We start from the raw sequence: 16,461 nt of genomic DNA, 5'->3' as shown, positions 1-16,461 counted from the left end.
AAGGGGATGAACTTTATGTTCTACGCATCTGCAAAATCATTGACTTTGGGGCGTAGAAAACTAATTTGCACTATTAATGCAAGCAATACAACTCCGGCCATTAAGGCAAAACCAAAACCTAAAGTTCCTGAATCTGCAGATTTTCCAAGCAATGAAGTTACCAAAGCACCGCAGCCAACTCCGGTCATATTCAGTACTCCATAAGCGGTTGCACGATGTTTTGAGGAGACAAACTGACAGATAATGGGCATATTATTGGCATCGAACATACCATATCCGATACCAAAACATAAAACAGCTCCAACCACATGAAATAAGGAATGCCCAAAACCAATCAGCATTAAAGCGGGAATCGTTAAACTCAGACCAATGGCACTGGTATAAACTCTTCCCTTTATATTTTTTTGAACCCATTTGTCCGATAAAATTCCTCCGAAAATAACACCTATTAAGGACGAGAATGAAATTGTAATTGTGGCTATTGGCCCGGCTTGATCCATTGAGATTCCTAAGTTGTCGGAGAATAGGGTAGGTAACCAGTTTTTAGTTGCCCAACCCGGTAAACTGATAATAGCGAAATAAAATAAAATCACCCAGAATGAAATATTGGTAAACAATAATGCCAAGCCTTTAAAAAGCGAATCTTTTTCGTGTGTTTTATTAAACTCAGGATCAAATGTTTTGGTAGATACTTTTTTCTCATATAAAAAGAAAACCAACACTATCGAATACACAATGCCCACAATACCAAAATGATGAAAAGTAGTATGCCATGAAAATCTCGCAGCAATTGTAGCTCCAAAACCTCCCAAAGCGGAGCCTACATAAAGTCCCGTCATGTGTATACCAATGGCAAGCGATCTTGTTTTTTGCTGATGATAATCGGCGATTAAAGACAAACCTGCGGGAATGTATAAGGCTTCACTCACGCCCATAATGGCTCTTAACCAATAAATCTGATTGTATGTTGTAGCATAACCCATAGCATATGTAACCGCAGACCAGACAAATAAACTGCCAATAATCAACCATTTTCTATTTAATTTATCGGCAATAATTCCGGAAATAGGGCTCATTAAAGCATAAATCCAAAGGAAAATAGCCATTAAACGTCCAAAATTTTCACCTGAAACCAGTTCAGGAATGTCAGCTTCCATAGAAGGTCTCATGGTCGCCAGCATTTGTCTATCCATATAGTTGAGCAACGCTACAATCCAGAGTAACGCTACGACTAACCACGGATAATATTTAGAGTTTTTCATATTTTGATATGATTTATTTTATTTAATTGGTTGGGTATTTTTCTAAACACATAGAGACATAGTTTGCATAGCGCGAAAAGACGTTTCACTTCAAATAAAACTCATAGTGCTATGTGTAAAAAATGTATTTTTTTAAAACCATCTTTTTTCGATTTAAAACTATGTTTCTATGTGTTTAATTTTTTTGCCGCTCCCGATAGCTATCGGGATCAACAGATTTTATTTTGATTCTTGCCAGACCTAACAGGTTTTAAAAACCAGTTAGGTCTCTTTGGTTACGTTTAATTATTTACGAATCGGTTTTTTAAACACATAGAGACATAGTTTGCATAGCGCGAAAAGACGTTTCACTTCAAATAAAACTCATATTGTTATGTGTAAAAAATGTATTTTTTTAAAACCAACTTTCTTCGATTTAAAACTATGTTTGTATGTGTTTAAATTTTTTTGCCGCTCCCGATAGCTATCGGGATAAACAGATTTTATTTTGATTCTTGCTAGACCTAACAGGTTTTAAAAACCTGTTAGGTCTCTTTGGTTACGTTTAATTATTTGCGAATCGGTTCTTAAACACATAGAGACATAGTTTGCATAGCGCGAAAAGACGTTTCGCTTCAAATAAAACTCATAGTTAGCTATGTGAAAAAAAAACTTGTTTTTTTAGAACCACCTTTTAATATGATTTAAAAATCTATGTTTCTATCTGTTTAAATTTTTTTGCCACTGATTAAAAAGATTACAATGATTTTAATTCGTGATAATTTGTGCAATTCGTGTTTAATTTTTATTTGATGGTTCCCAACATAACATCAGGTGTACGAATTCCGGGTTTTATTTCTCCATTCGATAAAACTATTTTGTCATTCCAGATTGTGGCTGTTGTTGTAACCTGGGCAAGAAAAGGCAATTCGCCCATTTTTGACCATTTATTTGTATGTGTGTTGTATACTAAAATAGCGTTGTAAAAACCTTTGTGTGTTGTGTTTAAAATATTTTTTTCGGCAATAAGTTTTGATTTCTCTTCTTCAGATGTGGCTTTTGCAATTTGCGACAAAAAGGTTTCTATTTTATGAAAAGTAGTTCCGTTATCTCCGCCAAGAATCAAAATGTATTCATTGCCAACAGCAACTCCTGCGCCAGCAGAAAAATTGGTGGTGTGTTTTCCGTCAGAGATCTCTGCTTTCGTTTCCCAAACTTGTTTTTTTAGATCAAAAGCTAAAGTAGTGTTGTGCAAATCGCTTATTCCTGATGCAGTTTTGGTTCTTCCGCCAACAACATAAATTTTATCATTTTGAATTACTGCAACCGAATTTGCTAAAGCAAAAGGTAATTTTGGTAACGATTTCCATTCCTGTTTTTCAGCATTCAAATCCATACTAAAAACTAAATCTGAGGATTGTTTTGCTTCATCTCCGCCAATTGCGTAAACAATATTTTCATGATTTGTAAGTGCAATATTGGTAATGGCGATTGGAAAATCCGGTAATGATTTTGTTTCAATTTCGTTTTTATCGGCATTCCATTTTAGGATAAAGGCTTTATTCGAAAGTCCGTTTTCATTTTCTCCGCCTACATAAACGATTCCTGAATTTGTGGTTGTATTTCCCGGATACGCGATAGGTTCCGGTAATGTATTCGTCACTTTTTTGTTCCAATGATATTCATCGCCTACTTTTTCTAAAACATGAATCTCATTCGAATAGTGTTTTTTTCCTCCTTCCCAAGGCATTTTATTCTGAAAATTGGCTCCTCCGGCGACAATCAAAATGTTGTTGCTAACTCCGTTTATCGGACCTGCAAAACCTAGTGAAAGACTTCCGTCAGCATTTTGCAATTGTGCGGCTTTTTTCCATTCGACATTTGAAATCTTTGTTTTTTGCGAAAAACCAATGGTTGTTGACATAATAAAAATAGTAAGGATTAAGGAAGAAAAAGACGTATTCATATTGGGTTTGTTTTAGAGAAAACGAACTTGATTATTTAGATTTGAAAGTATCGAAATTTAAACCTGCAACATCTTTTTTGAATAACTCAAATTGTTCAGCACTCATGTTTTTAACCGGTAATCTGAATTCTCCTAAATCATGACCTACCAATTTCATATATGCTTTCCCAACAGAGATTCCGCCATATTTACCTAAGAAACGAATCATATCAATTGATTTTTGCTGAAGCGCTCTTGCTTTAACCAAATCATTATTATTGAAAGCTTCAATTAAATCATAATATAATGGAGCAGCATAGTTGAAAGTACTTCCTACAGCACCTTTTGCACCCAGAACCAAAGCAGATAACATATTTTCGTCACGCCCCCAAAGCATATCAAATTTTCCGTTTTCGTAGCTCATGCAACTTTGGAAATCCATAAAATCTTCGTGAGTATATTTTACTCCGGCAAAGTTTGGAAGTTTATTATCTAAAGCTCTTACCAAATCGTACATCGCAACATTTACGCCTGTTAATACGGGAATGTGGTAATAATAAAATGGCATATTAGGAACACTTTCTCCCACTTTAATACAGATTTCGGCAAGAGTATCTACATTGTTTGGTTTGAAGTAAAAAGCTCCGGTTAGAGAAACAGCGTATAAACCAATTTCGTAAGCATGTTTTGCAAGGTCGATACAATCAGCCAGACAAGTTCCGCCAAGGAAAACCATTACTTTAAAATCATCATCGTGATTCGAGCAATCTGCCCAGGCTTGTGCAACTGCCTTTTTTTCTTCTAAGGTGATAGAAACTCCTTCGCCGGTTGATCCGTTGATAAAAGCTCCGGTGATTCCGTTTCTTTTTAGAAAAGTATAATAAGCGGGAATCAGGCTAACATCTAATTTTCCGTTGCTGTCAAAAGGGGTGAAAGGAGCAGAAATCAGACCTTGTAAATGTTGAATTTTCATGAGTATGTTTTTTTATTATTTGTATTTTGTTGTATTAGATCGGGAACTTTTACATTCCCGATCTAATGGTAAACTATAGTTTTAAAATCTTATTTGCTAATAGGATTCTGAACAATTTTTGGATTAAAGTTGATTGTGTTCTGAGAGATCGGAAACAAAACTTCTTTTCCTGCTGTCATCGATGGCACTAAGCTTGTTTTGTTGAAACGAACCAAATCCCACCATGATTTTCCTTCAAAAGCCAATTCTTTCAAACGTTCATTTAAGATCACATTGTCATTATTTGCAGGAGAATCATTTGTGAAAGAAGCCGTAGCATCTGCTCTTTGCATTACCAAATTCATTTCAGCAGTTGGATCTTGTCCTAAAGCATTTTTAATTTCAGCTTTCATTAATAAAATATCTGCCCAACGGTAAATGATAATATCACTTACAAAACGTCTTAAAGTTCCGTCAACAGTTCCGTTGTATTTTACCAAACCTGTTACTACAGGAACGGGGCCGTTGTATAAAGTTAAGTAAGTTGCAGCTTTTCTGGTATCTGTTGCTGCAAAATTGAATCTTGTAATATCCGGTTGCACTCTTGAAATTCCGGCATTTCCGGCACCAGTTCCTAATGTTCCAAAAGTGGCTGTTGCTGTTGCAGATGTTAATGGAGCAAAATCACTTGGCCCCACAAACATAAACTGGTTCCAGTTGTCGGCTAAATTCGAAGGTAAATCTGCAAGAGAATAACGAACAGCAAAAACTACCTCAGCATTTGCTTTTTTGTCGTAAGCAAAAACATCTTTAAAATTAGGCAATAAAGTTGGAGTTCCCGGAATTGCGTTTATAGCTGTTAATGCTGTATTCAAATCTACTGTTCCGCCACCTAATTGTTTTGCAGTCCATAAGTTTACATCGGCTTTTAAAGCATACACTGAAGCAAGCGACAATTGAATTTTATTATTCGTTGCGTCAGGAAAGTTTGCAATTGCTGCATCAATATCTTTTTTGATGAAAGCAAATGTTTCTTCGATACTATTACGCGGAATAATATATTGTGACTGATTGCTGTTTTCTGTAGGATCTGTTACAAGTGGAACACCACCCCACGAACGCGCCATGATAAAATAACATAAAGCACGCATAGAATACGCTTGTGCAAGATATCGTTTTTGCTCATTTACGGTTGTTGGGCTAAAGGTAATTTGTGGTACATACTTTAAAACCAAGTTTGCAGAATGTATTACAGTATATAATCCCGCCCAGTCTACGTCGACATTTTGTGGTGTAAGCTGATTGTTATAATAATTGGCCAAAGTCAACGGTGATTGAACACCACCAGTTATTTCGGCACTTCTGGCTCCTCCCAATAAATAATAATTTTGTTGGGTCTGGATTCTGAAGTTAACGTACATACCATTTACACCAGCTTTGGCATCATCTTCTGTTTTCCAAAAACTATCAGATGTAATAACACTATCAGATGTTAGCTCTAAATCATCCTGACAGGAGTTGAATAGGGATAGAGTAGTAAAAAGTAGTGTATATATAAGAAATTTCTTTTTCATGATTTTAGTATTAAAATTTACAAACTGATATTTAAACCAAGGATAATGTTTCTTGGAACAGGGTATGTACCTGTTGATCCTGCGGCAGATAATCCTAAACTAGATCCTCCGTCTATACCTTGTACTTCAGGGCTTAATCCTTTGTATTTTGTGAAATAGTATAAGTTGCTTCCGGTTACGTAAACACGAACCGATGTTAGTTTTGCTCTGTCGATTAACATTTTAGGCAAGTTGTAGCTAAAAGTGATTTCTCTTATACATAAATAATCTCCACTTTCGTAATAACGGCTATTTCCCTGAAACATATTGGTGTTGTAAGCAGCTCCACTAGCTTCTGATCTGAACAAGTTGTTTTGATTCGTTTGATCTGCCCAACGGTAACGAGGTACATCTGTAATGTCTCCTTCTTTTTGCCATGATTGTGCACTTTCTGCCAATAATCCGTAATTACCCTGAAACTGACCTAAGAAACGTGCTCTTGCTTCGTTGTAAATTGTAGCTCCCAATGAGTAATCTGTTCTTACTGTAAGTGAAAATCCTTTGTACGAAGTATCAAAATTAAATCCTCCTACAAATGTTGGGAACATATTTCCCATATACTTTCTGTCTCTGCTGTCGATAATTCCGTTTCCATCCGTGTCTTCAAATACAGCATCTCCGGCGAATTTTTTACCTTCAGGATTTCCGCCATTTGCAGCCGTTTTAGTTACATAAGTATCGTGCACTTTTAAGTTGTATGCATCTGCTTCTGCCTGAGTCGAAAGAATATACAATTGGTTGTGTGCGTAGAAATTTCCAATTTTTTGTCCTTCCTGCAAACCTCCAACATATTGATATGTTCCGCTTTTTTGATCGAAAATCTCTGTTCCGCCAATTCTGTTGTTTAAATTTCCGTTTGATGGCAATTTTTCAATTGTATTGGTATTGTGAGAAACGTTTGCTCCAACATTAATTTTCCAGTCGTTTTTATTGTAAAGATTCGCTTGTATTTCTAATTCGAAACCTTTGCTTCTTAATCCTCCAAGATTTGTTAATACCGTAGAGAAACCACTATTTGATGGTAAAGTAAGATTCGTTAATAAATCAGAAGTTAATTTGTTATAAAAATCTCCAATAATTCTGATTTTATCTTCGTTGAAACCTAAATCGAAACCACCATTTACAGTTTCAGATTGTTCCCATTTTAATCCCGGATTTGCAATTTGTGAGTTGATAATCGCAGATTGTCCGTTGTAACTATTTGCTACACCATTTGTAGAACCTGAGTATAATCCTCCGGCCTGAAAATCTCCAAGAGTTCCCAAGTTACCATTTACACCATAACTTCCACGAAGTTTAAGAGAAGAGAATAATTTTGGCATTGCTTTCTCCCAGAATTTTTCTTCCTGAATGTTCCATCCTGCAGAGATCCCAGGAAAGAAACCATATCTGTTGTCAGGTCCTAAACTTGATGAACCGTCATAACGGAAAGATGCTGTTGCGAAATACCTGTTTTTGTAATCGTAATTAACACGTCCGAAAACACTGTTTAAAACCAATTTTGTATTGTTGCTGTAAACAGAAACCGGAATTGGAGAAGAGTCTAAAGTCTGCGCTAGATCTGAAGGACTTCCTTTTCCTGAAGCATTAAAAGATTTTATAGTTCTGTCGTATTTTGAAACTCCTAATTTGGCATCAAAATCTCCAATATTATCCCATCCTTTTTTATAGGCAAAAACTCCTTCGTATTGTACTTGCGAAATTTGGTTGCTTAATCTTGTTGCAGTACGTGTATTGTCTACTAAACCACTGCTTCCGCTTAAGAACGCCTGCTGAAAAGTGTTGTCATTTTCATTTTCGCTATAAAGAGACATAGAAGGAGTGAAGGTGAAATCTTTGGCTAGTTTTAATTCACCATCTACGCCTATTTGTAATTTATTGTTTTCGTTGATTCCCTTAACTTTTCCCATTTGGTACAATGGATTTCCGTTAATGTTATTTTGACCCGGAGCCAATGTTCCGTCTTCAAGATATAATTTTGTAGTTGGTGAGTTTCCCAAATATCTGTTGAAAACTACACTATTTGCCACAACCTGATTGTTGCTTGATTTAGAGAACAACATACGGCCATTGATGGTAAAATTGTCAGCTACTTTTAGCGAAGCATTTAATTTACTTGTAAACCTTTGATATCCTGTAAAAATCGTAATACCGTCACCTTTAAGATATCCTAAACTCAAGTCAAAAACTCCAGTATCATTACCTCCGCTTATCCCAAGGTTATGACTTTGTGTAAGAGCATTTTGAAACAAAACATCATTCCAATCTGTACTTTTGTACATGATGGTACTGTTAGGATTTAAAGGGTCCTGAAGTTCCTGCCAGCCTTTTGCCTGTAGCTGTGCCACTGAATCCGGTGTTAAACTGGATTTTAATAAAGTAGCAAACGGAGTATTGTTTTGAAGGTTGTTTCCAGTACCAGCCGGAGTCGCGCCCGTTAACTGACCCAGTCTTGCGATACCTGTCGTAGTAGAAAGTCCGGCAAGTTCTGCGGCATTATAAATACCCTGACGTTGAAATTTGATATAATCCCCACCGTCCATGAAATCGTATTTTTTACCAATTCGGCTACTTTGAGTAGAGACATTATAAGTCACTTTCATTTTACCTGATTTACCCGTATTTGTGGTAATAATAATAACACCGTTTGATGCACGCGCTCCGTAAATAGAAGTTGCCGCAGCATCTTTTAGTACCTGAAGCGAAGCAATATCAAAAGAGTTAATGTCGTCTATCTGAGTACGAATAACACCATCTACTATATATAAAGGTGTCGCTCCGGCAGGATTATCGATCGATGTACCACCACGAACCAGAATGTTCGAAGCTTTCCCTGGTTGTCCAGATGAAGTTTTTACCACCAAACCGGTTACGTTACCTTGCAAAGATTGTGTTACGTTAGAATACGGTACATTTTCTAATACTTTTTTGTCCAGTTTAGAAACCGCAGTACTTAAAGTTCTTCGGTTTTGAGAACCATATCCTACTACAATAACCTCATTCATTTGTTGTCCTATTTCTTTAAGAACAATAGTAAGAGGTGCAGTACCTATAGCAACTTCTTGCTCCTGAAGACCAATATAAGAAACGATCAAAGTAGTAGCATTATCCGGTACTTCAATAGAAAATTTTCCGTCAAAATCTGTTTGTGTGCTAAACTGAGTTCCTTTGGCTACAATGTTTACACCTGGTAAAGCTTCTCCTTTTTCATTGGTAACTGTTCCGGTAACTTTCTTTTGAATTAGGTCATTCTTTTTTACATTTTTATCTGTAAGTATGGTACTTTTTTCTGTTTCTGCAGCGGTTAACTGCATTGTAAAAACTAAAAGCAACGCAGATGTTAGTTTTATAACTTTTACGTGTTTAGGAGTAAACCTACAATTTATAGGTTTACTTTTTGGCAATAATTTCATACTTTTGTAATGGTTTGGTTAATAATAACTTTGTTAAAGGTCTGTTTATTAATTTTCAAGTCATTGTTCCTGTTAAGGAACCGGCCAGCAATGTTCCTGCATTAGCTGGCTTTTTTATGACTTAAAAACAAATGTTTTTTATGCGATGATTAGTGTTGATATTTATAGTTGATCTTTAATTTTCTTACTCTATATAAAACTGATATTCTCTTTTTTAAAATTTATTCACACAACATCATGATAAGTTCGCATTACTTGACTTTATTTTATCTCTATCTATAAAAAGCAAATACCTTCTTTTTTTTGCGAAAAATGTATTTTAATATTTGTGGATATTTTAAAAATATAGCCATCATTATTATTACCTTTTAACAATGAAAAAACATAATATGAATAAATGTTATGATAATCTTATGAATAAATTAATTTATTATTATGAAGTAAAGATATAAAATATTTTAATATAACAAGTTTAGTTATTAAAATATTTTAATAATAAGGAAGTAGTTGGGAAATTTAGTTATTAATTAGAGGGAATAACATCTTTTCTTTTATGACACAGCAGGCACCAATAACGCCCGCACGACGGCCTAAAGCAGACTTTTTAAGCTTCATATCACGGTTAACTAAACCGAGTGAATATTTTTTTAATGCAGATTGAATTGGGAGTAAGGCGTAGTCGCCCAATTGTGCGAAATCTCCACCAATTACCAGTAAGTCAGGGTTGAAGATATTTAATAAAATAGATAAATAACGTCCCATTTTTTCGCTTTGCTGGGTTACCAAATCGACACAAAGAGTGTCTTCAAGATTTACAGCTCCGGCAATAATCGCATTGTGTTGTAGTGTAGAAGAGTTTTCGTCAAGAATGACTTTTGATTGTTTGCCTTCTTTTATGGCATCTTTGAATTGGTTGATGAGCGACCAGCCGGAAATTTCGGTTTCAAGACAACCTAGTTTTCCGCATTGGCACATGATTTCATTATTGAAAATAGTACTATGACCGAATTCGCCTGAATATCCTGATTTACCGTAATATAACTTACCGTCAGTAATCATCCCGATGGCAACTCCCCAGCTGTAATTCACAAAAATAATATTTTGTTCATCATCGACAACGCCTTCGCAATATTCGCCAAAAGCCATTGCGCGCGTATCATTTTCTAAGTGAACCGGTAGATCTAATTGCTCAGAAATGATTTCGTTTAAAGGTCGGTTTTCACTAAAGAAATAGTTATAGCTAAAACCTTCCATCGAATTAATACGGCCGGAAAAGTTAATACAAACCCCCACAATTAATTTTTTATCTACAGAACTATCTTCTATAAAAGAGTTGATGAGGTCACAGAATTTTAATAATGATTTTTGAGTATTTTCTAAAATAAAAGAAGTGCCAAGATCAACACTAACCAATTCATTTTTGATATTTTGCAATCCAATAGACATACTGCTGATGCCAACTTCAACGCCAAGAAAATAAGCACAAGTAGGGTTGATACTATATAAGGACGGTCTTCGTCCGCCACTATTAGTAATTTTTCCCATGTCGATTACATAACCTTCGGTTAGTAACTCGTTGACGGCTTTGGTTACCGTTGGAACACTTGATTGTAATTCTGTACTTAATTCGGCAATTGTAGAATTGCCTCCTGAAAGCAAACGTTTGGTTATAGACTGTCTTAGCATGTGCCATTTTTGGCCGGAAAGACTTTTATCTTTACTACTATCTAATAAATCCTTTAAACTCATCGCTTTTTATAATTACGTGTCTCTTACAAACTTACTATAATTTTTAAATAATTATAAGAATTGGATCTAATTATTAAAATATTTTTTTAATGCAGCTCGTGTTTTAAAAATAAGGAAAACATTTTTAAACTACATACTCCCTAAAAAGATAGTGCTGCTTCTGCACAAAATTTGCCGCATAACATCTAAGAGACGAAATGTTAATACAATGTTTTATAAACAGGATGTTTTATTAATGTAAACGTAACCTTGCAGACCTACCCTCATTTCTAATTTTGTAGACATATTATAAACAACACACTTGTAGTATATGTCATTTTTTAAATCAAGAATACATCGCAGAAAAATAAAAGGAATAAGTGTTTTACAAAGCGCTATTCATTCGCCCAATAATACAAAAGAAACCTGTCATGTATAAAGCGTTTACTGATGAGCAGCTTGTTGAATTATTGAGACAAGGAAAAGACAAAGCGTTTGATGAATTGTACTTTCGGTATCGGGATTTGTTAGTTCGCTTTGTTTATATGAGGATGAAATCGATTCCCGTTTCTGAAGAAATTGTTCAGGAAGTTTTTACCACTATTTGGGAACGTCGAAAGACTTTGGTTATTCAAAAGAAATTTGCTGCCTACATCTATACTTCCGTTCGATACGTAACTTTAGATTATATAAAATCGCACACCATTACAGACCAATATATAAAGGAGGTTACTGATCGAAGCAATGACGATTATACGAGCAGTAATACAACCGAAGATGCTATTCATTATCAGGAACTGCAACAAGCGGTGGATAAAGCCACATTATTACTTCCTAAAAAATCCAAAGAAGTTTTTATCCTGAGCCGCATCAAACATTATACAAACAAAGAGATAGCCGAAGAACTTAATGTATCGCATGAAACCGTAAAGTATCATATTGCTTATGCGCTAAAGTTTATGCGAAACTATTTAGGTGAGTTTAACTGACGGGAGGTTTCTAAATTGTGAGGTGCATTTTCTTTTCTTAACAAAAGCGTAACCTCATCCGCCTACCCAAAAGTAAAAATTCTAAGACATACTATTAAAGAGATAAACACATTATAATGCCTGAAAAACCACATCAAGAAATACAGCTTTTTTTAGAAGGTAAGACTTCTCTAAAAGGAGAAGAATTATGGAATAACTGGTATGATCACCCGGACGAAATAACAGATACTACAAACCTTATACAATCTGATCGCTTAAAACTAAAGAAGGAAATCAGGCAAATTAAGAAAACAAATACGGTTATTTTTCTTCAAAACAGAAATTGGGCTATAGCAGCTTCTCTAATCTTTTTAATGGGATTATCCTGTTTCTTTTATTTGTCATCTGTGCAGACTATAACTAAAGAATATGCTACAAAATCAGGAGAACATTCTAAAATAACACTAAGCGACGGAACCCAAATATGGCTCAATGCAGGGAGTCTTCTAAAATATCCCACAAAATTTAAAGGAGGAACACGTGAAGTGTATTTAACAGGAGAAGCATTTTTTGATGTAGCCAAAGACAAAGAACATCCGTTTATTATTCATACCGATAAAATGGATACCAAAGTTTTAGGAACCAGTTTTAATGTTCAGGCTTATCCGGATCATGCTACACAAGAAGTTTCGGTTTTAACCGGAAGAGTAAATGTAAAATCGACTTTTACCGAAGAAAATGTTTATGTAACGCCCGGACAAAAAGTAGTTTTTAAATCGCAGAATAATAAACTGCAAGCCTTTACAGATATTCCGGTGAACTCTATTTCGCTATGGCGAAAAAACATCATCGTTTTTGAAGATGCTCCTTTGCCTGAAGTCATTGCAACCATCAATCGTAATTATAATGTAGCAATCCAGATCGAAAACAAAAACCTTAATAATTTAAAAATTAGCGCCTACTTCAAAGAACTTCCTGTTGGTCAGGTCGTGGCCCTAGTGTGCAATATCATCAATGCCAATTATAAAATCGAATCAGGAACTTATATCATACGATAACTAAAAATAGATTTGACCATATAGTAACATGTATCCAGAGAGACCTAACAGGTTTTTAAAACCTGTTAGGTCTGACAAAGTAAAATCAAATTAATAAAAAAATCTACGTAGAAACCAAGCAATAATCCAAACACAAATTAAAACTCCAAAAACATGAATCAAAAACAAATGCGATATGTTGTAAACTATCAGAGCATTAAAAAATCCATATTGACCAAAGCGCTCTTTTTTGTTGCTTTATTTTTTATCGGATCAACAATGAAAGCAGCAAATGTTAACATTAGCAAGCGAGTAACCTTAAAAGTAGAAAATGAAAGTATAAAGACTGTCTTTCAGAAAATCGAAAAACAGGCAGATGTGCATTTTATGTACGAAACTAATCAGGTTAATACGAATCAAAAAATTAGTTTGAAACTGAGTAACGTAACATTAGAACAAGCATTGGACAAAATATGCAGTAATTTTTTCTTTAAATATGAAATTGTAAGCAACAATATTGTCATCAAAAAGAATCAAAAACTGACTGATGCAGGACAAGGTAAAATAAGTATTTCAGGAACTGTTTTTGGTGGCGATGACGGAATGCCTTTACCGGGAGTTGGTATTAAGGACAAGGATTCTGATGCCACAGCAACGACAGATTTTGACGGAACTTTTAAAATGGAAGTTAATTCAGCTGAAGCCATACTTGTTTTTTCGTACGTGGGATATATTACTCAGGAAGTAAAAGTAAATCAGTCGACTAGAAATATCAGTGTCAAATTATTAGCTGATATGAAGCAACTACAGGAAGTTGTAGTAATGGGGTATGGTTCTGTAAAAAAGAATGAAGTTTTGGGAGCTGTTGGAACTGTTTCGATGAAAGAAACTTCAAGCAGAACCTATAACAGTGCAGCCGAATTATTGCAAGGTACAGTAGCAGGTGTTACCGTAATTAATAATGGTGGAGATCCTACAGCAGAGCCAACAATCAACATTCGTGGTATTGGTTCATTAAATGCCGAAACTCCTTTGATTGTTTTAGACGGAATTATTTACAGCGGATCTTTAAACACTTTAAACCCTAATGATATTGCTTCGATCAGCGTGCTAAAAGATGCAGCTTCTGCGGCAATTTACGGTGCAAGAGCTTCTGGTGGTGTAATTCTGATTACGTCTAAAAAAGGAACTTCTGATCATATCAATGTAAATGTAAATTATCAGGGAGGTTTTCAAAGTGTAGCAAAGACATTAAATGTTCTGGACGCTGCAGGATATGCAGATGCTATGAATACAGCCAGAGATAATGCGAGAATGCCTAGAATCCCCGCTTTTGATCCTGCATTTGAGCCAACAGCTAGAACAACAAAAACGAACTGGATGGACGAAATTTTTCGTACAGGCGAAATACAGGATTTGTCTATTTCTGTAAACGGAAAAACAGAGAAATCTAATTTCTTTTTGTCAGGAAGTTATAGAAAAAACGAAGGGATTTTATTGAATACTTTTGGAACCCGATATACAGCAAGAGCAAATTCTTCTTTTAAGTTAGCTCCCAATTTTACCTTTGGAGAAAACTTTTCGTATTCCTTAACAGATGGTCAGTCAGCCAATACTTCAAATGCTTATACAGGAGCGATTCTGGCGGCGATTTTTTATCCGCCAAATGCTACCATTTACAGAGAAGATGGTTCAGGACAATTTGGTGGTGTTCCGGAGAAATACATAGGTTCTTACGGAGATGTAATAAATCCGGTGGCTTATTTAAAAAGATTAGACAACAGAAATCCTATTTCGACAGTTTTAATTAATCCGTATGTCGAATGGGAAGTTGTCTCAGGTTTAAAGCTAAAGTCAAATTTGGGTTATACAAGAATACAAAACAATGCAACAGAATTTGCAACAAAAATTACTGAGCCGGGAAAAATATTCGATTTCAACAGATTGACTTTAACAAACTCGACAACAACAGATTTGTTAGGGGAACAAACGGTTTCTTACGAAAAATCATTAGGCAAACATAATTTTAAAGCTTTGGCCGGCTATACATATCAACAAACCAAAAGAGATTTTTATACCGTGCAGGGAACAGGTTTTGATAGCGAAGATGCATCGCAGCGCTATTTATTAAACGCCAAATTGGTACAGCAAATAGAGGCAGGTATGGCCGAAGAAATTATCTCATCATATGTTGGGAGGCTGAATTATGACTTTAATCAAAAATATTTAATTTCAGGAATTGTGCGTCGCGACGGAACTTCAAAATTGACTTCTGAGAACCGTTGGAAAGTGTATCCTTCTGTTTCTGCAGGTTGGTTAGTATCTGAAGAAGGATTTATGAAAAATATTAATCCAATAATCAGCAACTTAAAATTACGTGCAAGCTGGGGACAAATAGGAAACTTAGGAAACCTTGGGCCTTACCAGTTTAGTGTACCATTAAACCAGACACAATCTTTAATCGGGTCAAGTCCGGTAATTAACTACGGATATTCTGAAAGCGAATTGTCAAACCCTAATTTAAGATGGGAAAGTTCAGAGCAAACCAACGTAGGATTAGATTTCACAATGTTCAATAATGCTTTGTCAGGATCTGTAGATGCTTACGTAAAAACAAACAAAGACATGTTGGTTCGCGATCAGCTTCCGGGTGTTTCAGGGACTCCAAAAGGTAGAATCGTAAACTCTGGAGATGTAGAAAACAAAGGTATTGAGGCAAGTTTGATGTACCAAAAAACGCGTGGCGATTTTAAATTTGATATTACAGCAAATGCATCATTTTTAAGTAATAAAATTGTTTCGATCAAAGATGATTTGACTTCTCTTGAACCATTAAATTTAAGCAGGGTTCGTAGTTTGCCTTTAGCGAATATTTATCAGGTAGGAAGCCCTGTTGGTGCCTTTTACGGTTATTCGACAGATGGACTGTTTCAGAGTAATGCTGAAGCAAAAGCATATGTAAACGCTAAAGGCGAAGTATATCAGCCCAATGCGGTTGCAGGAGATATTAAATTTAAAGATATAAATGGAGACGGTGTCATCAATAACAATGACAGAGTAGTGCTTGGAAATCCTTTTCCTAAAACGACTTTCAGTTTAAATATGAACTTTAGATATAAAAGGTTTGATATGAATGTCTTTTTTAGCGGAGCAGCAGGAAATAGTGTTTTTAATGCTGTAAAACACACCGGTCTAAACGGTTCATTTCCTGGATATAACTTATTGGCAGAATCTAAAAATGCATGGTCGCCAACCAATACAAATACCAATATTCCGGTACTTTCATCAACAGACAACAATAATAACTTCGGGCGAATCTCTGATTTTTATATCGAAGATGCTTCTTTCGTAAGATTAAGAAACCTTTCGATAGGATACACAGTAAAAGATCAATGGCTGAACGGAAAAGCAAAACTGAGATTTTTTATCTCAGCTCAAAACCTTTTCACGATCACCAAGTATTCAGGAATGGATCCGGAAATAGGGCTTAAAAACTTTGGTATGGACTTAGGAAAATATCCGCTTTCCCGTATTTATATGACCGGTGTAAATGCAACTTTTTAA

General features: G+C 35.3%; 9 protein-coding genes. 3 read left to right on the top strand and 6 right to left on the bottom strand.

Annotated elements, in window-relative coordinates:
- Window positions 1-20: 20 nt before the first annotated feature.
- From ACQKCJ_RS16585 to ACQKCJ_RS16560, 6 genes are all read right to left on the bottom strand, one after another.
- Window positions 21-1,262 (bottom strand): MFS transporter, encoded by a 1,242-nt coding sequence (locus tag ACQKCJ_RS16585; protein ID WP_427402460.1) that lies wholly within the window; start codon window positions 1,260-1,262, stop codon window positions 21-23.
- A gap of 784 nt (window positions 1,263-2,046) precedes the next feature.
- Entirely contained in the window at window positions 2,047-3,207 is a 1,161-nt protein-coding gene (locus ACQKCJ_RS16580; protein ID WP_427402459.1) for a galactose oxidase, read from the bottom strand.
- Between the two features lie 31 nt (window positions 3,208-3,238).
- On the bottom strand, window positions 3,239-4,159 hold the full coding sequence (locus ACQKCJ_RS16575) for a dihydrodipicolinate synthase family protein (RefSeq protein WP_427402458.1): 921 nt from the start codon (window positions 4,157-4,159) through the stop codon (window positions 3,239-3,241).
- Window positions 4,160-4,248: 89 nt separating this feature from the next.
- Window positions 4,249-5,712 carry a RagB/SusD family nutrient uptake outer membrane protein gene (locus tag ACQKCJ_RS16570; RefSeq protein WP_427402457.1) on the bottom strand — a complete coding sequence of 488 codons (1,464 nt, stop codon included), beginning with the start codon at window positions 5,710-5,712 and terminating at the stop codon, window positions 4,249-4,251.
- A 17-nt stretch (window positions 5,713-5,729) separates the two neighbouring features.
- Window positions 5,730-9,164, bottom strand: a complete 3,435-nt coding sequence (locus ACQKCJ_RS16565) for a SusC/RagA family TonB-linked outer membrane protein (protein ID WP_427402456.1) — start codon at window positions 9,162-9,164, stop codon at window positions 5,730-5,732.
- Window positions 9,165-9,680: 516 nt separating this feature from the next.
- Complete coding sequence (locus ACQKCJ_RS16560) at window positions 9,681-10,913, bottom strand: ROK family transcriptional regulator (RefSeq protein WP_427402455.1); 1,233 nt, start codon at window positions 10,911-10,913, stop codon at window positions 9,681-9,683.
- Between the two features lie 410 nt (window positions 10,914-11,323).
- Here ACQKCJ_RS16560 and ACQKCJ_RS16555 point away from each other — a divergent pair, with 410 nt between their 5' ends.
- The 3 genes from ACQKCJ_RS16555 (at window position 11,324) to ACQKCJ_RS16545 (ending at window position 16,461) form a co-directional block, all read left to right on the top strand.
- Window positions 11,324-11,881 carry an RNA polymerase sigma-70 factor gene (locus ACQKCJ_RS16555; RefSeq protein ID WP_271336270.1) on the top strand — a complete coding sequence of 186 codons (558 nt, stop codon included), beginning with the start codon at window positions 11,324-11,326 and terminating at the stop codon, window positions 11,879-11,881.
- Window positions 11,882-11,997: 116 nt separating this feature from the next.
- The gene (locus ACQKCJ_RS16550) at window positions 11,998-12,918 is read left to right on the top strand and encodes a FecR family protein (protein ID WP_427402454.1); all 921 of its coding nucleotides are present in this window, start codon (window positions 11,998-12,000) and stop codon (window positions 12,916-12,918) included.
- A 153-nt stretch (window positions 12,919-13,071) separates the two neighbouring features.
- On the top strand, window positions 13,072-16,461 hold the full coding sequence (locus ACQKCJ_RS16545) for a SusC/RagA family TonB-linked outer membrane protein (RefSeq protein WP_427402453.1): 3,390 nt from the start codon (window positions 13,072-13,074) through the stop codon (window positions 16,459-16,461).

Source organism: Flavobacterium sp. NPDC079362 (assembly GCF_050267765.1).
Taxonomy (GTDB): domain Bacteria; phylum Bacteroidota; class Bacteroidia; order Flavobacteriales; family Flavobacteriaceae; genus Flavobacterium; species Flavobacterium azizsancarii.
This window is presented reverse-complemented; position numbering and strand designations above follow the sequence as displayed.

Excerpts from the sequence above, each read along its gene's own strand:
- ACQKCJ_RS16560 (WP_427402455.1), bottom strand. The coding sequence starts at position 10,913 with ATGAGTTTAAAGGATTTATTAGATAGTAGTAAAGATAAAAGTCTTTCC.
- ACQKCJ_RS16580 (WP_427402459.1), bottom strand. The coding sequence starts at position 3,207 with ATGAATACGTCTTTTTCTTCCTTAATCCTTACTATTTTTATTATGTCA.
- ACQKCJ_RS16545 (WP_427402453.1), top strand. The coding sequence starts at position 13,072 with ATGAATCAAAAACAAATGCGATATGTTGTAAACTATCAGAGCATTAAA.
- ACQKCJ_RS16575 (WP_427402458.1), bottom strand. The coding sequence starts at position 4,159 with ATGAAAATTCAACATTTACAAGGTCTGATTTCTGCTCCTTTCACCCCT.
- ACQKCJ_RS16565 (WP_427402456.1), bottom strand. The coding sequence starts at position 9,164 with ATGAAATTATTGCCAAAAAGTAAACCTATAAATTGTAGGTTTACTCCT.
- ACQKCJ_RS16585 (WP_427402460.1), bottom strand. The coding sequence starts at position 1,262 with ATGAAAAACTCTAAATATTATCCGTGGTTAGTCGTAGCGTTACTCTGG.
- ACQKCJ_RS16555 (WP_271336270.1), top strand. The coding sequence starts at position 11,324 with ATGTATAAAGCGTTTACTGATGAGCAGCTTGTTGAATTATTGAGACAA.
- ACQKCJ_RS16550 (WP_427402454.1), top strand. The coding sequence starts at position 11,998 with ATGCCTGAAAAACCACATCAAGAAATACAGCTTTTTTTAGAAGGTAAG.
- ACQKCJ_RS16570 (WP_427402457.1), bottom strand. The coding sequence starts at position 5,712 with ATGAAAAAGAAATTTCTTATATATACACTACTTTTTACTACTCTATCC.